The sequence below is a fragment of the Paenibacillus foliorum genome, assembly GCF_013141765.1.
Taxonomy (GTDB): domain Bacteria; phylum Bacillota; class Bacilli; order Paenibacillales; family NBRC-103111; genus Paenibacillus_S; species Paenibacillus_S foliorum.
This window is the reverse complement of sequence record NZ_WHOD01000065.1, coordinates 78,996-99,033: the sequence shown is the minus strand read 5'-3', so window position 1 is coordinate 99,033 and position 20,038 is coordinate 78,996. Positions and strand designations below refer to the sequence as shown.

The 20,038-nt window shown below is 43.2% G+C and carries 19 protein-coding genes; 8 read left to right on the top strand and 11 right to left on the bottom strand.

Features of this window, described 5'->3' with window-relative positions; genetic code table 11:
- The 3 genes from GC093_RS36435 to GC093_RS16900 form a co-directional block, all read left to right on the top strand.
- Nucleotides 1-882 (top strand): BclA C-terminal domain-containing protein (locus GC093_RS36435; protein ID WP_216624671.1); only part of this gene is annotated, 882 nt, incomplete at its 5' end.
- Nucleotides 883-1,216: 334 nt separating this feature from the next.
- The gene (locus GC093_RS16905) at nucleotides 1,217-2,026 is read left to right on the top strand and encodes a hypothetical protein (RefSeq protein WP_171652999.1); all 810 of its coding nucleotides are present in this window, start codon (nucleotides 1,217-1,219) and stop codon (nucleotides 2,024-2,026) included.
- A gap of 151 nt (nucleotides 2,027-2,177) precedes the next feature.
- Nucleotides 2,178-3,257: a glycosyltransferase gene (locus GC093_RS16900; RefSeq protein ID WP_216624670.1), complete on the top strand. Its 1,080-nt coding sequence runs from the start codon at nucleotides 2,178-2,180 to the stop codon at nucleotides 3,255-3,257.
- Nucleotides 3,258-3,325: 68 nt separating this feature from the next.
- Here the strand turns inward: GC093_RS16900 and GC093_RS16895 are convergent, their stop codons facing one another.
- The 4 genes from GC093_RS16895 to GC093_RS16880 form a co-directional block, all read right to left on the bottom strand.
- On the bottom strand, nucleotides 3,326-4,219 hold the full coding sequence (locus GC093_RS16895) for a right-handed parallel beta-helix repeat-containing protein (protein WP_171653069.1): 894 nt from the start codon (nucleotides 4,217-4,219) through the stop codon (nucleotides 3,326-3,328).
- An 18-nt stretch (nucleotides 4,220-4,237) separates the two neighbouring features.
- Nucleotides 4,238-5,197: a glycosyltransferase family 4 protein gene (locus GC093_RS16890; protein WP_246314623.1), complete on the bottom strand. Its 960-nt coding sequence runs from the start codon at nucleotides 5,195-5,197 to the stop codon at nucleotides 4,238-4,240.
- 23 nt (nucleotides 5,198-5,220) lie between these two features.
- The gene (locus GC093_RS16885; protein WP_246314621.1) at nucleotides 5,221-6,024 is read right to left on the bottom strand and encodes a glycosyltransferase family 2 protein; all 804 of its coding nucleotides are present in this window, start codon (nucleotides 6,022-6,024) and stop codon (nucleotides 5,221-5,223) included.
- An 85-nt stretch (nucleotides 6,025-6,109) separates the two neighbouring features.
- A complete protein-coding gene (locus GC093_RS16880) occupies nucleotides 6,110-6,811 on the bottom strand; it encodes a class I SAM-dependent methyltransferase (protein WP_171653066.1) in 702 nt (233 codons plus the stop codon).
- A gap of 141 nt (nucleotides 6,812-6,952) precedes the next feature.
- On the opposite strand from GC093_RS16880, the gene GC093_RS16875 reads away from it, so the two are divergent.
- The gene (locus GC093_RS16875) at nucleotides 6,953-7,093 is read left to right on the top strand and encodes a hypothetical protein (RefSeq protein WP_171653065.1); all 141 of its coding nucleotides are present in this window, start codon (nucleotides 6,953-6,955) and stop codon (nucleotides 7,091-7,093) included.
- A 9-nt stretch (nucleotides 7,094-7,102) separates the two neighbouring features.
- Nucleotides 7,103-8,467: an MATE family efflux transporter gene (locus GC093_RS16870; protein WP_171653064.1), complete on the top strand. Its 1,365-nt coding sequence runs from the start codon at nucleotides 7,103-7,105 to the stop codon at nucleotides 8,465-8,467.
- 213 nt (nucleotides 8,468-8,680) lie between these two features.
- On the opposite strand, the gene GC093_RS16865 is transcribed toward GC093_RS16870, so the two are convergent.
- From GC093_RS16865 to GC093_RS16855, 3 genes are read right to left on the bottom strand one after another with little or no spacing between them, the layout of a single operon-like run.
- Nucleotides 8,681-9,631, bottom strand: coding sequence for an NAD-dependent epimerase/dehydratase family protein (locus GC093_RS16865; RefSeq protein WP_171653063.1), 951 nt, complete (start codon nucleotides 9,629-9,631; stop codon nucleotides 8,681-8,683).
- Nucleotides 9,628-10,926, bottom strand: coding sequence for a UDP-glucose dehydrogenase family protein (locus GC093_RS16860; protein ID WP_171653062.1), 1,299 nt, complete (start codon nucleotides 10,924-10,926; stop codon nucleotides 9,628-9,630). The genes GC093_RS16865 and GC093_RS16860 overlap by 4 nt, the downstream gene beginning before the upstream one ends.
- A complete protein-coding gene (locus GC093_RS16855) occupies nucleotides 10,923-11,906 on the bottom strand; it encodes a sugar phosphate nucleotidyltransferase (RefSeq protein WP_171653061.1) in 984 nt (327 codons plus the stop codon). The genes GC093_RS16860 and GC093_RS16855 overlap by 4 nt, the downstream gene beginning before the upstream one ends.
- Nucleotides 11,907-12,144: 238 nt before the next feature.
- On the opposite strand from GC093_RS16855, the gene GC093_RS16850 reads away from it, so the two are divergent.
- Complete coding sequence (locus GC093_RS16850) at nucleotides 12,145-12,441, top strand: hypothetical protein (protein ID WP_171653060.1); 297 nt, start codon at nucleotides 12,145-12,147, stop codon at nucleotides 12,439-12,441.
- 190 nt (nucleotides 12,442-12,631) lie between these two features.
- On the opposite strand, the gene GC093_RS16845 is transcribed toward GC093_RS16850, so the two are convergent.
- Genes GC093_RS16845 through GC093_RS16835 form a run of 3 tightly spaced genes read right to left on the bottom strand, consistent with a single transcriptional unit; the run spans nucleotide 12,632 to nucleotide 16,895 of the window.
- A complete protein-coding gene (locus tag GC093_RS16845) occupies nucleotides 12,632-13,774 on the bottom strand; it encodes a glycosyltransferase family 4 protein (protein ID WP_171653059.1) in 1,143 nt (380 codons plus the stop codon).
- A gap of 19 nt (nucleotides 13,775-13,793) precedes the next feature.
- Complete coding sequence (locus GC093_RS16840; RefSeq protein WP_171653058.1) at nucleotides 13,794-15,569, bottom strand: CotS family spore coat protein; 1,776 nt, start codon at nucleotides 15,567-15,569, stop codon at nucleotides 13,794-13,796.
- Nucleotides 15,570-15,599: 30 nt separating this feature from the next.
- Entirely contained in the window at nucleotides 15,600-16,895 is a 1,296-nt protein-coding gene (locus GC093_RS16835; RefSeq protein ID WP_171653057.1) for a glycosyltransferase, read from the bottom strand.
- A 189-nt stretch (nucleotides 16,896-17,084) separates the two neighbouring features.
- Between GC093_RS16835 and GC093_RS16830 the strand changes: the two genes are divergently transcribed.
- Both GC093_RS16830 and GC093_RS16825 read left to right on the top strand, forming a co-directional pair.
- Nucleotides 17,085-17,657 carry a hypothetical protein gene (locus GC093_RS16830; protein WP_171653056.1) on the top strand — a complete coding sequence of 191 codons (573 nt, stop codon included), beginning with the start codon at nucleotides 17,085-17,087 and terminating at the stop codon, nucleotides 17,655-17,657.
- Nucleotides 17,629-18,705, top strand: coding sequence for a phosphotransferase (locus tag GC093_RS16825; RefSeq protein WP_171653055.1), 1,077 nt, complete (start codon nucleotides 17,629-17,631; stop codon nucleotides 18,703-18,705). The genes GC093_RS16830 and GC093_RS16825 overlap by 29 nt, the downstream gene beginning before the upstream one ends.
- A gap of 40 nt (nucleotides 18,706-18,745) precedes the next feature.
- Here the strand turns inward: GC093_RS16825 and GC093_RS16820 are convergent, their stop codons facing one another.
- Nucleotides 18,746-19,900, bottom strand: coding sequence for a Gfo/Idh/MocA family protein (locus GC093_RS16820; RefSeq protein WP_171653054.1), 1,155 nt, complete (start codon nucleotides 19,898-19,900; stop codon nucleotides 18,746-18,748).
- Nucleotides 19,901-20,038 lie beyond the last annotated feature (138 nt).

The window sequence follows — 20,038 nt, the reverse complement described above, 5'->3', positions numbered from 1 at the left end:
GGAGCAACGGGAGTAACAGGTGAAACTGGAGCAACGGGAGCAACGGGTGTAACAGGTGAAACTGGAGCAACAGGAGCAACCGGAGCAACGGGAGCAACGGGAGTAACAGGTGAAACTGGAGCAACAGGAGCAACGGGAGCAACGGGAGTAACAGGTGAAACTGGAGCAACAGGAGCAACAGGAGCAACGGGAGCAACGGGAGTAACAGGTGAAACTGGAGCAACCGGAGCAACAGGAGTAACCGGAGCAACGGGAGCAACCGGAGCAACGGGAGTAACAGGTGAAACTGGAGCAACTGGAGCAACTGGGGCAACAGGAGTAACAGGTGAAACTGGAGCAACCGGAGCAACCGGAGCAACGGGAGCAACGGGAGCAACGGGAGCAACAGGGGCAACAGGAGCAACGGGAGCAACGGGAGCAACAGGTGAAACTGGAGCAACGGGAGCAACAGGTGTAACTGGAGCAACAGGGGCAACCGGAGCAACGGGAGAACCAGCTGCAGGTGTTCTATCTTCTTTGGCTGCCACGAATGCTGCCGCTCAAATTGTTGCTTTAGGTAGTCCAGTCGCATTTCCGACAACCATCTCTACATTAGGTACTGATATTACCCCGAATGGTACTGGTACTGTCTTTACAGTAACTTCAGCTGATGATTATCGTGTACGGTTTAATTTACCGACAACACTTGCAAATACAGGGAGTGCACAAGTATTTCTAAATGCAGCAGCTTTTGGGCCAATATTTAGTTCCACGCCTGGTACTCCAATAATTGGTGATGTAACAGTTGCTGCACCAGCGGGTGCTACATTGGAAATACGAGCTGTAGTTGCGGCACTAGATCTAGATACGGGTGCCATTATATTAATTGAACGATTGTTGTAATTTATACCTGTAAGTCTTGAGTACACTGCAAACTTGGGTCGAATATTCACCCACGCTAATCTTCTTATAGACGTTTCACGGAAATAAAGCATTTTCCTGCTGTCCCTTTCTACTATGGCTAAAACCATTGTAGAAGGGGATCTTTTGTATTATTAAGTCAGCCGGAAGTTTCTGCTTGGTTTATATCTTGTATAAATTCCTTCCTACATATGAACTAGTGACCATTTTTACATTTAATGTATGTTCTTTCTCATTCGTACAAACATGCCTCTTTAGTCATAACAATTAAAGGAGGGTGGCAAGTTTCATGAGTAAAGAATAAAAATTCGAGAAAGTGTTAGATAATCTTGATATTGAAGATAGTAAAGAGATTGAGTTTAAGTATTATAACAGCGATAAGTACGAGTTGAAGTTTGATGAAGATGAGGACGAGGATACAAGAGAGGAAATGCTAGAAGATTTTTTGGAGAGAATTAACTGGAAGCATGTAGAGGAAATTGAAATAGAACTGTACAACGGAACCAAAATCGAGATCGAGTTTTATGATGGTGATCATGATTATTATCATGGGTCGACAGGGCCAACTGGTGCAACAGGTGTGACAGGTGCGACAGGAGCCACGGGAGCAACCGGAGCAACGGGCGTAACAGGTCCTAATTTTGCTGTCGAAGGTTTTTCTGCCTTCATACCTACATTAACAGCTATTACTACAAGCACACAACTCTCGGGTTGGAGTGTATCAACTCCTTATTTCGATACTACAGGGTTCGATGAAGCGACAGGAAGCTATACGGTTCCAACTACAGGAAGATATTCGATAAAAGCAACCATAAATTATTCCACATCCGCAACAATTTCAGTTTCCCTCGGCGCTGGTGTGAGTCCTGCATTCGTTGTCCAGAGAACAAGTCCAGTAACAACGAACTTGATAAGTGGCCTGTCCCCTATCTTGGACGTTAATGTTGCACTATTGTCCTTACGAGCCATTCTGGGAGACGGAACAGTAACGCTGGCAGGTGACGTATTGTTAACTGCAGGGGATGTCGTTGGTTTTTTATATGTAGCGAATGGATTGACGATACCTCTAAACCTTGGAGGTTCTAACTTCGCGGGTGTTGTTTGGTCCGTGTATCGATTGACGTAGCTAGAACAACAAATGATCCCTCCCTCCTAAGTATAGCTCGGAGTTATTCCCTGACTATTAACCTGGGAGGGAGTTTTTTATGGCCACACCACCCTGTTACTGCTTGAATATGATAAATGCATAAATAATAATTATGCTGGGAGTGAACTCTTTGGTAACGGTAAGTCTTTGCATGATCGTAAAAAATGAGGAGGGGACGATCGGCAGCTGCTTGTCCTCGATTGCAAAAGCAGTGGATGAAATCATAATCGTCGACACCGGCTCCACAGACCAGACGAAAGCGATTGTACGCACTTTTACCGATAAAGTATATGATTTTAAATGGATAGACGATTTCGCTGCAGCCCGTAACTTCGCTTTTCGTCAGGCCACTATGGACTATATTCTTTGGCTGGACGCCGATGATATATTGAAGGAAGAGGATTGCAACAAATTAGTGAAGCTAAAGAAGGATCTCGACCTATCCGTCGATTCGGTAACCATGGTTTATAACTATGCGTTCGATGAGTACGGTAATCCGACTTCCAGATTCAGGCGTAACCGATTGGTGAAAAGAGAGAATAACTTTAAATGGATTGGTGCGATACATGAGTATCTGGAGGTTAAAGGTAACATAGTGAACAGCGACATTTCCGTTACACACTGCAGAGTTCATCATAAAAGCGACAGAAATCTCAAGATATTTCAGAACAGGTTGATGCGCGGAGAGATATTTACACCTCGGGACTTATATTACTACGCTAATGAGCTGCTGGATCATCAAAAGTACAATAAGGCCATTACTTACTACGATAAGTTTCTTGCGACCGGCAAAGGATGGGTAGAGGACGAGATCTCGTCTTGTGGTAAGCTTGCAGATTGTTACAACAAAATAGGCAATAAGGAAAAGGAACTGGAATCGGTATTCAGATCCTTTCGTTATGATAGTCCGCGTGCTGACTTTTGCTGCCGCCTTGGATTTCATTTCTTGAATCGGAATCTTTATGAAACTGCGATATTCTGGTATAAGTTAGCGACCCAGTTGAAAAGGCCGGATGATGACTGGGGATTTTCTGACCCTACTTGCTCGACATGGTTACCTCATCTTCAGCTTTGCGTCTGTTACGATCGTCTAGGGCATCATGAAACGGCATATGAGCACAATGAAAAGGCACGCAGCTATCGTCCTAGGGATTCAAGTGTCCTGCAAAACAAAAAGTATCTGGAGTCGATCCTAAAAAAGAATGAGTAAGCCAAACACAAACGGCGACCGCTCCCCGGATTATGTCTGGGTGAACAGCCGCCGCTTTAATTAAAGGGCTATAGAGGGGGTTGCAGACTTTCAAAATAAAGCTTAATTACCATTAGGCTTGCTTCTTGTGATGTTCGTTGTCTGTCCGGTACTTGGTCGAGTGTTTGCTGCACTCTCTCCAATAGTTCATTTACAATATTCCTATATTGAACCGATTTATTTTCTGATGTCAACTCCCCATGGCTTTCTGTAGCGCTGGTTGAATTCCTAAATAGAGTAATACCTTTGGATGTGTTATTAACGGCTTCATTGTTGTCAGTTATGCCAGTGTTAGCGAAATCCTCTTCATTGTAAAGAACAATGCCCCAGTGGTTGCTTCGCAGCTCGTTCTCATAGATAAGGGTGCTTGGTCCTAATATGGAAAACCCGGAACTTCCTGTATTTCGCAGAACCATATTACCTAGAAGGGTGTTATGGGTACCCGAAAAGACAGCGACACCATCCGAGCCATTCCCGCTTATTTCGTTATCTACCGTAAAGTTATCGTTTCCATGAATAGCAATGCCTCCCAAAGAGTTTTGTATCACATTGTTTTTCCAGATGAAATTGCTATTCGAGGCAAGACTGATACCGTGTAGACCATTGGATTCGATCAAGTTTTCCAAGAGGCGATTGTGGCCTCCAGAATGAACGAAGATTCCATTTAATGCGTAATTTTTAATTCGGAATCCGCTAATTTCTACATCGGTGCTATGATCCAAAAGAAAAGCGTTAGAAAGCAAGCTGTTGCCTTCAAGAATAGCTTCATTCCTGTCCTCGGCCACTATTCGAATAAAACTGTTTGTGATGTGTACTACTTCTTTATATATCCCTTTTTGAACCAGGACAACATCACCTGTTTTCGCAGCATTAACGCCGGATTGGATAGTCGACTGATCTAGTGGAACGCGAATGACAGCCATAACAATCACCTCAAATGGTTAGCTTTCTTCATTAATGACTTGTTGGTAAATGTCAAGATAACGGTCAGTCATTATACTAGTTGTAAAGTTATTTAGCACGTACGCTCTCATTTCGTCAGAGCTTGGCAAAACCTCATGAGCTGCTTTTTCGCCCATCTGATCAACTGAATGACAAATTAAATTAGGAAATCCGCTCATAACTTCAGAAACAGAACCATTAGACAGAGCGAGGACGGGGGTGCCGCACACAAGAGCTTCAATCATAACAAGACCAAAAGGCTCCTCACATAGAGTTGGAAAGAGCATACATCTGGCCTTTTTCAATAAGTCCTGACGTTCCTGTCCCCCTACTTCTCCAATATATTGAATATTAGGATTCGCAATGATACGCGGAATAATCTGGTGATGGAAATAATTATGGTCATAAATCGGCCCTGCAATAATTAATTTTTGATTCGTACGTACGGCTACTTCTATGGCATGATGAACCCCTTTGTATTCAATGATCGATCCAATGTACAAAAGATAATCATCCTTATGATCGGAGAATTGATATTCATCAGGGTTTAATCCATTGTAAACGTACCTATCCTGATTATGTCCGAACAACTCCAAGTGCCGTTTGCTAAGATATACAGGATGTTTAACAGGGTTGTGCAAAGGATTGTGAATCGTACAAACCGTTGGAACAGGGAGCTTCTTCTGACCGACAACGGAGAGCTGCGTATGGTCGTGAATCACATCGATTCCTGGAGGTAGGGTAAGCTTGACGAAGCTCGGTATTTGCCACATATCATGTCCATGATGTAAGTATGGAATTAGTTTGGCCCTAGTTTGACTTCCTATAGGTGCGTAGAGAGTGACATCATGACCCCTGTCGACAAGTTCCTCTGCAAGTGTATACACAACTCGTTCTATGCCTCCATATTTCACAGGGGGAACCGGGAGATAATCCGGACTTATCAGCGCGATTCTCATTCGTGCTTCTCTCCTTGGCATACTTATTTGAATGGCACATAGTGTCTTTGTGTTCGGAAGGGCTTCTCCCGCTCAACAATGTCGGATGGGTTATAACCATAATTATCAAGCTCAAAGCCTGAGATGCCCAAGCTCCATTTCTTTGCAAATTTATTCGCGTTGTCCAGTGCGCTCGCCGCATAGTTAGTTTGATTGGTTCGAAATGTACTTCCGCCATAATGATGAATATAGACGTCATTGGCTATCCATAATATTTTTCCGCTTATGCGGGCTCGCAGGCAAAAGTCGTCATCCTCATAGTTTCCTGGGAAAAACCTCTCATCCAGTGCACCAATTTGAGCTACGAGACTCTTAGGGAAGAGCATGCAATGGCCAATTAATTTATGGGGGAAAAACCCTTGGTCTTTATGAAGCAGCGCCCATTGTAATGCGAATTGCTCCATCTCCCTAGAGTCACGATAGTTCACACCATTGACTCTTTGTGCCCATGCGACATTATTGGATCGAGGTCCTACAATACCGATAGAGGGGTCTTTATCCAGCCAAGCCAATAAGCGGGTTAACCAACCTTCTGTGACAACCGTATCGTTATTCAGCAGGCAAATGTAATCACCGGAAGCAGCAGTGATACCTTGATTATTACCTGCGGCAAATCCCCGATTCTCTTGATTGCAAATAAGCTTAGACGAAGGGATCGATTGCAAATATTCCAACGTCCCATCGGTCGATCCGTTATCAACAAATACAAACTCAAAATTTTCAGGAGTATGCCGGATAACGCTCTCTATACACTCTTTAGTGTAATTCAAAGCATTGCGAGTCAGCATAACAATTGAGGTTAATGAGGGCATTATAGTTTTCCCCTTTATGTCAGGTTCAAGAATAGATCATGCTATAGAACAAAGGTTTAACTCACAGCCCTGATGTGTCAATAATATACTGCAGCAAGGCATCTGCATGTTGGTCTTTAGGGATTAATATACCGAGTCCATTATTGGAATCAAGGCGGTGAAAGCTAAGGGCGAAGGTTGTTACTTGAAGAAAATCCTCTATAGCCGTCAAAACACCATTCTGCTCGCCATATTCATACAAAGCATTGTTCTGATCTATATTAATTCCGCCGGTTTCAATAAGCTCGCTGGACTCTGCGATCATCCCTTTTTTGGCATACGGCTTCTGAAACTCGATTGGAACATATTCGGGGTAATAGTAGGAATCACGCCTTCCGTAGGGCCATTCTATGTCATGAAGAATGACGACGGGGAATTTTCCATTCTGTGTCGCTATCTGTTCTATATTCATCAGTTCGTGGTAGACAGTGTACCAATTATGATCGCCGTCAATAAGAACGACATCAGCAGAGTTAATATCTGGTAACGCCGTAAGACTATGTTTTTTATGAATAACTAGCTCCTCTGCAAAAACAGCTTCGTAGGCATCAGTATTAAATTCAGGGTTAAGGTCGACTACGGTCAGCTTACTATTCATCATTTTGCAGTACTCTAACAATTTGATGGTGGTACGTCCTGATAGAAAGAATCCAATTTCAACAATGTGCTGTGGATCATACTTGATTAGAATGGGTTTAATTACTTTTTCCCAAAAACGATTCATATCGCACCTCCTATCACTAGATTATTCGATATACAGAATGATTGTTACATACATCCAGTCGGTAAAACAGAAATGGGGGAGTGCCTTGCAGAAGCATGATTGACCGGATGAATATTTCGGCTTACAATAGGGGGGACTCGAATGATTCGAATAGAAGCTTTTCTTATGTATGCGCTTTCTGGCAACTGTGATCCCGCTCAGGCGTTGCGGTCTGTTTTATTAAATACACACTTGGAGGAGCCGTATGGTACATCGATGTGGGCTTATTTGCAATGCAGGTGAATCGTTGAAATGACGCAAACTAAGAAGCTGGGTTTATTCGCTATAACATGGCCGCTATTTATTGAATCCTCTTTGCAGATGTCTATGAGGACAGCGGATACATTCATGGTAAGTCATGTATCTGACGCAGCGGTAGCTGCTGTAGGTGTTTCCAATCAACTGATTATGTTCACATTCTTACTGCTTCAAGTGATTTCAGCGGGTTCGGCAATCGTTATTTCGCAGTATTTGGGGGCAAACAAACCCGATGACGTACGCAAGTTCGCGGCTGGAGCGATTACACTTAACTTTCTTTTTGGGCTCATAATTAGCGCTGTAATGGTAGTGTTCAGTAGGCCCTTGCTTGGCATGTTCGGATTGGAGCTTGATTTGCTTGCCCAGGCACAAATGTATCTGTCTATTGTAGGAGGAGTTCTATTTATTCAGGCTGTAAATTTAACCATTTCAGCGATTACTCAGGTTCACGGTTATACCAGGTATACTATGATGGTGAGTATTGGAATGAATCTTCTTAACCTAACAGGCAATTATTTATTCATTTTCGGTCCATGGGGATTTCCAAAGCTGGGTGTCCCAGGTGTGGCTCTATCGGCTGCGGTTAGCCAATGTCTGGGGCTTATCGTGTATGTGCTCATATTACATAAAGTGGTCAAATTGAATTTGGGCTTAAAGGACCTCGTGAAATGCAAACTAGAACATATGAAAAAAATACTAGGAATCGGTGTTCCGACAGCCGGCAACCAATTATCTTATGCTGCTAGCCAGATTGTGACGACATACTATATTACATCACTTGGAGCGGAGATGCTCTCAACCCGCATTTACACTCAGAACATTATGTATTTCATCATGGTGCTTTCCATATCCTTGGGCAGGGGAACCCAAATCATTATCGGGCGTCTTGTTGGTGCTGGGGAGAAAGAGGCGGCTTATCGGCAATTGTTTAGAAGCTTAGGCTTGAGCTTGCTGCTTTCAATGGGATGTGTCACACTAATTGTCTTTTTTAGAGAGAAGCTGCTCAGCCTATTTACAAGTGATCCGAAGATTATTGCACTAGGTGCGGCTCTTCTTACAATGGGTTTTATGCTGGAGCCTGGCAGATGTTTGAATATTGTCATAGGAGAAGCCCTTCGGGCGGCGGGGGATGCGCGGTTTATCGTCTTTACGGGTGTTTTTGTAATTTGGGGAATGTGCATTCCACTAACCTATCTCTTGGGGATTCATTTTGCGTACGGACTCGTTGGGATATGGGCTGTGTTCATCATCGATGAGTGGGCGCGGGGATTGGTCCTGTTATATCGTTGGAAAAGTCGTGCGTGGGAAAAGAAAGTGCTGGTTCAGCCGGACAAAAAGGGAGCTCATGCAGCGGTTTAGGATATGTTTAAGTAGCCAAACAAATGGAACCTGACCCTTTAAACCTGTACACAGTAACACCCATTTTACGGATATTCGATGAAATGCGGGCCAAAGACTTCTACCAAATCAAGAGGGTGTCAAGCAAGTCTTAACCGACCTTGCTGAGACACCCTCTTTGCATTAGATTTGCGAATCAAATCTATCAGCGTGATATCCGTTCGTGGTTTTGCTCTATAGAGAAGGGTTATTGCATATATCTATAATTTCCGCCCTGAGTCCTTGACGCAAATCGGTTTGGGGCTCATAGCCAAGCAGTGATTGAGCCTTACTGATGTCTGCCCATGTGTGTCGGGGCTCTCCATAGGCTTTGCCCATAAATTGACGCTCCACTTTTGTGCCGAATATCTCCTCGATGATGGAGATACACTCTAGAACGGAAGCGCGTTCCTTGCCGCCAATATTAATTGTTTGGCCAATAATGCCTTCGGCTGTCGCAGCAGCTGCAATAGCTGTGACGCAATCCTTAACGTAAGTAAAGTCACGTGTCTGATTGCCATCCCCGTAAATGGTGATAGGCTTATTTTGCATAATATGATTGATAAATCGGTGAAAGGCCATATCTGGACGCTGCCTTGGTCCATAGACGGTAAAAAATCTTAAGATGACAACGGGAACATTATCGTTATGGGCGTAAACCTTGCATAGCTGTTCACCGGTTAATTTGCTGACACCATAAGGGGAGAGAGGTTCTGTAGTAGCAGCTTCATTTACTTGGCCCGTTTTTTCGCCATAAACCGATGAGGTCGATGCATAGATAAATTTCTTGACTGGGAATTGGCGACAGCCTTCAAGTAATTGCTGGGTGGCCTCAATATTATTTTTAATGTAGGTTTTGAAATCCTTTCCCCAGCTCGACCGCACTCCAGGTATCCCTGCTAAATGATAGACGATGTCAATATTCGGAAGTAGGTTCTCCCAGTTGGTTTTCAGCAAATCTTGTTTAATAAAAGTAAACCGCGGGTGATGAAGTAAATGAGCTAAATTATGTTTTCTTGCCTTTACAGGAGTAGAGGATTTGATATAAGCATCCAATCCTATGACATTATGATTTTCGTCCTGCAGCAGCTGTTCACAAAGATGGGAACCGATAAACCCTGATGCACCTGTTACTAGTATTTTCAATGGTAGTGCCTCCCGATACCGTAGTAATGAAAGCCAAGTTTCGTCATGTGGTTGCCGTCAAGCACGTTCCTTCCATCAAAAACGAAATGTTGGTTCATATATGCTTTAAGCTGGACCCAATCGGCCTTCTTGTACTGCTCCCATTCAGAGCATAGTATTAAAGCATCGCACTGCTCTAGTGTTTCTTCCAACCGATCAACCTGCTCTAGCCTATCGGACAGCAGATCGGAAGGCAGCTTAGCAGCAGGATCGTGAACTCTGACCGTAGCGCCGATTTGGAGCAAATGCTGAATGATTGAGATGGAGGGAGCTTCCCTTAAGTCATCGGTATCCGGCTTAAACGAAATGCCAAGAATGGCAATTTTTTTATTGCGAAAGGTCCCTAATTTCTGCTCCCACACCTTCAGGAAATGCGAATACTGCGTCTGATTGACTTGTATGACCTTGTCAAGAATACTCAATTCGGCCCCATACTGCTTAGCCATATAGAGCATTGCTTTAATATCTTTGGGAAAACAAGACCCACCATATCCAATGCCGGCTCTTAAGAAGTGTTGACCTATTCGATGATCCATTCCCATTCCTTCAGCAACGTCGGAAATATTCACTTCAATGTTCTCGCATAGTCTTGATAATTCATTGACATATGAGATCTTAGTAGCGAGGAAAGCATTCGACGCATATTTGATCATCTCCGCGGTTTTCGGCTTTGTAACGAAAAAGGGAGCCCGTATTTTCTCATATAAGGTTTTCATTAAATCGATTGCTTGATCGCTGTCACAACCGATGATGATTCTGTCGGGGTGAAACGCGTCATTCAATGCGGAGCCTTCTCTAAGAAATTCCGGATTGGAAACAACATCGAATGGAATAGGAAGTGTTTGTGCGTCAGTTATCCACTGATTTAATTGCTTGTTAGTTCCGATGGGAACCGTGCTTTTCACAGCAATAAGCTTATAGTCTTGCATGAATTGACCAATACTCTCAGAAGCTTGGCGAATAAATCGAAGATCCGCACTTCCATCTTTATCGGAGGGAGTACCAACACAAAGAAAGATCACGTTGCTTTCGCGCACAGCGATCTCAGGATCGGAGGTGAAACGGATTCTGCCTGATTCAATGTGCTTTCGTAATAAGGTATCTAATCCCGGTTCATAGAAAGTAAGCTCGCCTTGTGAAAGTGATGCTGTCTTGTTATGATCCGGATCAAGTCCAATGACATTCCAGCCAAGCTCCGTAAATACTAATCCAGTAGTTACGCCGACATATCCTGTACCCATAATTAGAATATTCATTCGTTTGACCCTCCAGTGTCTTGAACGAAAACAGACTGTGGGCTCATAATCGTATTAGATAGGATTCCAGAGCTAGGTGTAAGATAGGGCCCTTCGAGTAAAATACTATTTACAATCGTGCATTTTTCCAGCCTAGCATTGGGTCCGATGGTCACATAAGGTCCTACGACACAATCTATTAATTCACTGCTAGCGTCAATTAATACAGGATAAATAAAGGTACAGCCTTCATATCGATCATGAACACGATGTAGGTCAATATCGTCTATGAGCTGCAGCATCCAACGATTCGCTTCAAGCCAACGGTCCATAGTGCCGACATCTGAGTAATTCTTCTCCGTTACTTGATAGGCGACCGAATATCCTTTATTAATCATCCATTGAATAGCGTCCGTAATTTCATATTCACCTCTAGCTGAGGGGGAGATCGAATGAATGGCTTCGAAAATGGATGGTTTAAAGGCATACGCTCCAAGAATAGCAAGATCAGATTTGGGGATGGCAGGCTTTTCCTCCAACCCAATAATCTGTTCTCCTTGGATCTCGGCAATACCAAAATCACGGGGGTTCGATACTTTTCCTAGTAGAATGGCTGCATCACGGCTATCTTGAAGTATGGAGTGGCATAACCCTTCTAGAGATTGAGTTATTAAGTTATCGCCAAGCAACAAGACGAATGAATGATTATTTAGATAGGCTTCGGCATGTCTTACCGCATCGGAAATGCCTAAGGAAACGTTCTGATTGATATAGGTGATTTCTACACCCCAACGCTCTCCTGCACCTACTTCTTCCATAAATATGGCCGAATGATCTGGACGAATAACAATGCCAATCTCGTAAATCTCCAATTCAACAAGCTTTTCGATACAATAGTAAATAATGGGTTTATTCGCTACGGGAAGCAGCACTTTAGGTTTGTGATTGGAAAAGGGTTGGAGCCTTGTGCCCTTGCCAGCACAGAGAATTAATCCCTTCATAAGTTTTACCTCCTTGTCTATATGAAGACATTATTAATTTATGATGAAATTTTCTAAGTGTAAGGGCGATTATCAGCTAGTAGGGAAAATAATCAGCTATATCTATGCTTTCCTCCATGGAAAATGATATATCCGCTAATCTACTCTATCAACGGCCTATAGCATGACCGTTGGGAAATTCATAGTATGGATGGAAACCTGTAGAGGTTTTAAACTTAAACCGAAGGGATTGGTATTTTTGTCAAATGTAGATAATTTCAAAAAGTTTCTGGAAGGTAATGCTGAGATCGTAGAGGTTCAAGTGGAGTATCTTAACGGTGATAAGAAAGATTATTCTTTGGATGATTCTAGAGAAGAAGCAATCGAAAGCTTGCTTACGGATGTAGATTGGGAGCAAGTTGATGAAATTGAACTGGAATATTCAAATGGATCCAAAACAGAATATTCGTTAAGTGAAGAAGTAGAATACGGAGAAGAAGAAGACGGCGAAGAAGAAGACGGCGAAGAAGAAGAAGAAGAAGAAGAGGAAAACTAAGAAGATGATGATGAAACAACAGACAAATCCAGGTTTATCGTTAGAATAAAGTTTCATCTTATTAGATGAATTACCTCGAATGAATAATGAATAACCCGGTAAATTTACCGGGTTAAATTTTTCTGGAAACTATATAGTTTCAATGGTTTTTTCTGATGGTACAGGCCCATGTAGGTTTAGAGAATCGGCTTTATCTTTGTTCCCACACGGACAGGATATCACTAGCCACTCGATCCCATGTGAAATGCTGCTCGGCTAGACGTCGGCCATTGACACCCATTTGACGTGCCTGCTTCATGTCTGACAGCATTGTATTCAGATTTTGCGCATATTCAGTAGGGTTTTCTGGGTCGGATATTAATATTCCATTATTATTTCTTACAATTTCAGGATTGCCTCCTCGTGCTGTAGTGAGAAAAGGAAGTCCTGCTGCCATGGCCTCATAATGGACCCTAGCCAGTGGCTCTTGCCAGATGGAGGTACAGACAAATATATCGCCGGCACAAAACCAACGGTGCACATCGTGAGCTTGCACATACCCGGTAGTGATTACCGGTAGAGGTGCTCGTTCAGCCAGTGCCCGGACATAGGCAACATAATCGCTTACGGTGTTATCGCTGAACCAGGCACCGCCTACAACAACTAGTACAGCATCGGAATGTCGTAATTCAGACATCGCACGCACCAATACATGGGGTCCCTTATTACGCGACAGTCTGCCGACAAATAGGATTATTTTCTTATTCGAAAGGTTATATTCAGCTCGGATGCTTTCTCGGGCTTCCAATGCGCTTGACGATTCAACCCAAGGGGCAAAACGAGCTAAGTCCACCCCTGAGTATATAGTTCTCAATTTAGGACTAGCTTGAGGGAAGTAATCAAGAAGTGCGCTTCCTATATAATTGCTTATTGTAATAATACGTTCGACTTGCTCCACAACTGCGTGGCCTTCGTCTCTGCGAAGCTTAGCCGGATTAAACATATCGTTGTGCATGCTTAATATAATTCTGGAGTTAGGAGCAGTCTTCCGGACAGGAAGGACCAGCCTAGGGCGATTAAAGATATGAATGATGTCATAATGCTCTTGAGTGTTTTCGAGGTATTCGATCACGCCTCTGGAATAGACGTCTAATAACCCAGCAGAATCAATACGAATATAACGGATGCCGTCTGAAATTTCCTCCAAGGGTAAGTCAGGATCAGTTCTGCCTATAATCGTTATTCTGTGATGCTTGCTCAAGAGGGAAGCCACCCCGCAAATATAGGTTTGGATGGCTCCGCCTCTAATATTCGGGACTGGCAGCTTTTCTGTACAAATCATCAAAATGTTCACAAATTAGCACCTATCTTTCTTAAGCAGTCTTTTGTCTGGAAGTATTCTGCTTTTTCAGTGGATGTGTGACGTTCTTGAAGCCTTTTCCTTTTAAACGCTTCGTAGTGCTCTTTTTTGGTTTTACTGATTTCTTCAAAAGCGGTTTCTTTAGCTTTCGCACAATTTTAATATTTGAGCGAGGTTTGGCTTTGAGTAATCTCTTGCGGTTTTTTCTCTTGGTTTTGCCTGTCTTTTTACTGTTCTTTGTTTTTGTAGAAGATCGCTTTGGTATTCGAAGTGTGAGCTTATTAGGTGCTGGAGCTGGTAATTGGATTAAGGCAGCGGGTATCGGATCTTGATTAACAACGGCTTGCTGCGGTATCTCAGGTGCAGGAGTAAATGGAGTATTTACAGCAGCCTCTGAATAGACAGGTATTTGCACAACCATTCCTTTTTCTAAATAGTCAGGTTGAATAAATTGGGGCGCCATATCTTCGAATGCTGGGACAAGGTCAGGCTGCAAGGTGAGAGGGGTATCCTCATTGGCATCGACCAAGTCAGGTTGAACGGTGAACGCATCATCTGCATCAAAAGGCTTCTCCCAAAAGTCATTTTGCGGAGGCAACAGGAGATCGCCCTGAAGAGAGCGGTCTGGACGGTCGAATTGGTATAATATTTCGCTTTCTTCTACCGTGTAATCTCCGACCAGGTAGTTCGATTTGTCTTTTTCAAGCTCGGTTAAAGCCTGCCATTTACTCGTTTCTGTAGCCATGACCCTTTGAAGAATGGATTCAAGCTCAGTCTGAAGGAATGGAACGGGCTCAAATACAATTTCCTTAACATGCTTATAGAATTCATTAGGGAATGCCATATCTAACCATAAGATCTCAAAGGTTTCCTGATCTATTGGGTTTGCTTGATGATAAGCGTCGATCATGCCACGAATCCAGGTTATGTCCCAAGTCCCCATGTCATCCATCGTACTGGTCATCAATTTACGCAAATCACGAATAGGAAGGTCGTAGGATACTCCATCTAAGTCTATAACCCAAATACCGCCTGGACCCATTTGTCCATTGGACCAACCATAATCCTGGTGAGCGAGTCCCCAATGAGCTCCGCCCTTAGCTATCATTTTGGAGTAAGGAGATTGTTTGAAGCGCTCCAATATTTCACTAGCTTGCCTGTCAAAATCATCAACAACCGCTAATAAACTTGCGCTTGCAGGAGAGTCTGAATAAGCGTTCGCGATATCTCGAAACCAACTGATTTTGGCAATGATTTTCTCATAGTACTTAGGCCAGCCGTACAGCCGGGAGGATACTTCCGAGCCGAATGGAGGAACGTAGCCCTTGGAATTTTTGTGGAATTCTCCTAGTCCGAAGCAAAGTGAAGCAGCACCCTCCAGGTCGATTTTGGATACAGGAATTAGAGGCTCTATCCATTCGGTTACGATCCACAACTTTCCCCCAGCTTCAACGCAGAGATTGCCGTCTTTGGTTGGAATGAACGAGGGGACTCTCGCCCCTATATTTGCCATATAATCCTGCGCTCCGATACTGAAGAGGCTTCTTGCAGGGCGTCTGTGCAGGACCTTAATACTGCGATTTCCTTTGTTAGTACCAATTTTCCAAATAGCGCCGCCTTTGTCAGGCTTAGAGGTAATAAGAATCATCTCATTGACCTGCATATCATAAAGCTCCATTACCTGTCTGGCCATTATCTCCATCTCAGGTGGGACATATTGCTCATGAACTATTTCCGGAGATAAAATATCATTGATCCACGGAACGATTTGATAATTTTCCACCACCATCACTCCATAACATGGTTTAATTAATGATTATTATTGCTGGGCAATGCGTTCTTGCTCATCTTTCATACTTTGCTGAATGGAATGGCGATAAATATCCATAAGTTGATCCACCTTTTTTGATATTTGAAACTTATCGGTCACAAATTTTCTTCCGGATTGAACTAAATGTGTTCGGATTTGTGGCTCCATATTGAAAAGTTTTCTCAAATTGGCTGTTAATAGGGCTTTCGATAATTTTTTGTCACAATCATGGTCCCCAAACCAGCAATCCCATGCTTTTTCGTAACTATCCGGTTTGACAATACCCAGAAATCCTTTACTGCCAGTAGCAATTAACGGCCGCTCACATGACAGGGCTTCTAGTGCCACTCTCCCCGTACCAATAACACAATCGCTTACCGAATAATAAGCACCCATGTTCATTACCTCTCCAACATAATGAATGTATGTTTCGGAGCCGGGCTGCTGTTTAGTAGTAGACAGCTTGATAATATCTTCCTGTTTGTTCCCTCCCCCTGCGACAATCAGATGCAAATTCGGGTATCCATTATTCCTCATAGAATCAATCGTATGAATGATCTCCTCGCAAATCTCCCCTTTCTCCCAGGATAAACGCCCAGCGTACAAGACAATAGTCGCATAGTGAGGAATGCCGAGCTTAGCACGGAAATGGTCCAGATAAGCCGATCCGTAAGCATGATATTCTTGAGTGTCCATACCATTGGCAATTACTGTGGAGTTGATTCCCTTTGATAGTAGCAGTTTCTTTATTGAAGGACTTACGCAAGTAATCGTTGATTTTTTTTGAGTAACACTTAAAAAATCCTTATCATAGTAATTGCCATGAACGGTAAATACATAAGGAATATTCATTTGTTCAGCTGCTATCTGAGCTAGGCTCCCGGAAGGGATTTGATGCCCGTGTATCAGATCGATTTGCTCCGTCAAAATGACAGATTTCAGCAGCTGCAAATGCTTGATATGGTTTTCATGATCAGCCTCATAATTATCCAATACAAAATCAATTTCGTAGTAAGGACAGCCTAATCCCAAAAAGTGTTCAAGCAGCTTCCCTTTTTTACTGGCAATAACTACAAAAGCTCCTTTTTTGATGAGTTCTCTGGTTATGGAAAGCGTATAGGTTTCCGTTCCGCCTATATTTAACTGATCCACCACCATTAAGATGCGTAATGGCGCTGAATGCCTTGGAATGAAAGGGGGTTCCAGGTTTACAGGGGTAGGAACGTGGGGTTTCCTTAGCATGGGTGCGGTTTGTTTTTTCTTCTTTGGCAGTAAGGATTGTGCTCCCCGTTTTTTCTTTAGCATGGAATCACCTCCATTAAGCAGGTTTGGTTTGCATCTATTTCTAAGCATATGTCATTAGGTGAATGGTTGATATGTACATTAGTGGATTTTAGTCAAAAGCAATTTAAATCCGTCATAATCCCATATTCTTTTTCCGTTTCACGAATAATGTGTATATATGTGCACGTTTAAAAAGATGAGGTGGGAAGCTTGGATATCAATCAGCTACCTCCCGGCGCGGTGTTAATCGGGCGGGGAAAACAAGGATCAGTTTATAAGCTTTCATCCGACCGATGTGTTAAATTTTATAACAATGAAAAACATGCTCGAAAGGAATACAATGCTTATCGACTAGCAGAAGGCTCCCCGATTATTCCAAAGCTTTATGAGAATGGGCCTAATTACTTGGTCATTGAGTTCATTCAGGGGGAATCATTAAAGAAAACATTAGCCAAAAGAGGAACCATTACTAGAAGCGACTCCGAGCAAATCTTACACATTATTTATGAAATGAGACGCTTAGGCTTCACAAGAATTGATACTGCACTCTTTCACATTTATATCCAAGCAGACCATTCATGTAAAATTATAGATTTGGTTAACTCTTACAACAGGGAGTATGATATACCAAAAGTCATGCTCAAAGGATTAGCAAAAATGGGATTGCTGGCTCCATTCCTGCTGCACGTCAAAGGATTGGACCCCGATATGTACACCAAATGGCTGGATCATATAGAGACGAGGAGAGATCGTTATGGGAACCTCCGGGCATTTAACAAATGACGTTCTATTTGCGATCAAACACCTATCTGATTGGTTTCCTATAGGGAAGCTTAAGGGGGTAGGACGGAAATTAGGGGGATCCTATAACCTGAATATTAAGGTAGAAACGAGTCAAGGTGAATTTGTGGTTAGAGTTCTCAATAGTTCTAATACCGAAGAGCATTTGCGTTATACTCAAAAAGCATTTACGGTTCTGGGCAAACATGGCGTTCCAGTTCTAAATCCGATCCTTACATTAAGCGGGGATCCTTTTGTTTATTACAGGGAGAAGCTGCTGCAGGTAACTCGATTCATCAGGGCGGATGCTTTTAAATATCGGCCTGATCAAGTTAGGGCTAGTGCTCAGATGCTTAGCGTCTTTCACCAATCCTTGAAAAACACTATAGCAGGGCCAGATCCAAGCTGGTCTTTTTATCGCTCAAACGATTATTTTAAGAATGCAATCGGACTTTTGAAGGGTATGTCTGATATTCCAGAGTATGAGCTTTATAAAGTGGAGAAGCTGGCTGAGGATATACTGGAAGCTTGGGAGAAGTCTCAGGATGCTTTGCCAACTGCGATCCTGCATGGGGATTGGCATTTTTGGAATCAGCTATATAAAGCAGATGAAGTGTATAGAGTAATGGATTTCGATTTTATTCAGCAAGGAAAACGTGTTCATGACATCGCATATTCTTTATGGGCGATCTATATACTGATGCCGGGATACTCCAAAACCTTTGATGAACTATTTATAAAAGGGTATGCGAACCTAACGGATGAGGAAGTGAAAATTCTTCCGGTTGCTATTGCTAAGGTGAGTTTATTTTTCTTATGCCAGTCCGCGTATTCTTCCACACCAAAAGAGAAGTGGCGAAGACAGTTTCGCAAACAAATGCCCTTGATACAATGGTTATTATCGGATGGTGAGCAAAGAATGTATGAGTTGGTTCATGGTAAAAAAGAAGAAACGATTCTTGAACCTGAGGATGAAGAATCCGATATTGAAACTAATATCGAGGCGGACCTTGAATCTGATTCCGAATCTGATTTGGAAGAATTGGAATGAAAAAGCCGTAACCCTACTGAAGTGGTCACGGCCGTAATAGTTATTTCAAGTAGTTACTTCCGGTTGAAATCGCTGTGTCCTGGAAATTTTCTACAGAAGCTTTCTTCTCGTAAAAGTGGGTCGCGTTCGCCTGAATGCCCTCACGCGTGTAGAACGGGTCGTCCGGATTAAGCGGAAACTGTACTTTAACTCCGGTGCTGGCTGACTTGTAAATACCTATGATTAATTCCAGCGTATTGCGTCCGCTCAAGCCATCAATGAGTACTGGAGCGCCGGTTTCAATAGCGGTCATGACATTATCGATTTGTCCGGTATGCCCATCGAACTGGACCTCAGGCAACCCATCGTATAAGGCTTGTATTTGTCTCTCCAAATCCGGGTACGCTTCGGGAAATCCATTACTTCTGGAGCTTGAGGCTTTCAGCTTCCAAGGAGCAGAGACTCGCGCATCCTTACCTTGGAATATGAGCTGCTGTTCTTCACCATGATGAACGACAGAGCTGGTGATTTGAGCGAGTGCTCCTGTCGGGAAACGCAGCATAGCGATCGAAAGATCCTCAACCTCGGCATTGTCATGTGAGGTGTTGCTCATAAATGCCTGCAGTTCACTTGGCCGCCCCATCATCCAGAGAAATGCATCGATATGGTGAACGGCATGGTTGAGAGTGCAGCCTCCGCCTTCTTTTTCCCAAGTGCCGCGCCACCATAGGTCATAATAGCTGTGTCCGCGCCACCAGAAGGAATCCACCTGGGCGTGGACTATAGGGCCCATCAAACCGCTTTCGAGCACCGATTTCAGCTTCATCATCGGTGTTTTGAAGCGGTTTTGTGCTACAACGGAGAGGGTTTTTCCACTTTCGCTAGCGGCTTGATTCATTTCATCACATTCTTGCAGAGAAGATGCCATAGGCTTTTCTACAAGGACATGCTTACCAGAACGAAGAAAGTCTACTGAAATAGATGCATGGGTATAAGGTGGAGTACAGACGGAAACGAGATCGATATCCTCAAGAAGTAGTTCTTGATAATCCATTACCGCCCTAGCACTCAGGTTGTATGTATCAATTCGCGCCTGCGCTTTGTCTTCGTAGATGTCTGCAACCGCAACAATTTGACAGCGTTCAGGAAATTGCAGGTAAGCCTCGATATGAGCCGCGCTGATTGCACCTGCTCCGATAATAGCTACTTTTAACATCGTATAGAACCTCCATGTATTTGGACTATTCTTTAACCCGACTAATCAGAGTATACATGTGTACTTGTATACAAGTCAATCGGAAAATACATTTGCATACGGGTTGAAAATGCAGGGATAGCGTTATGCAAATGAATG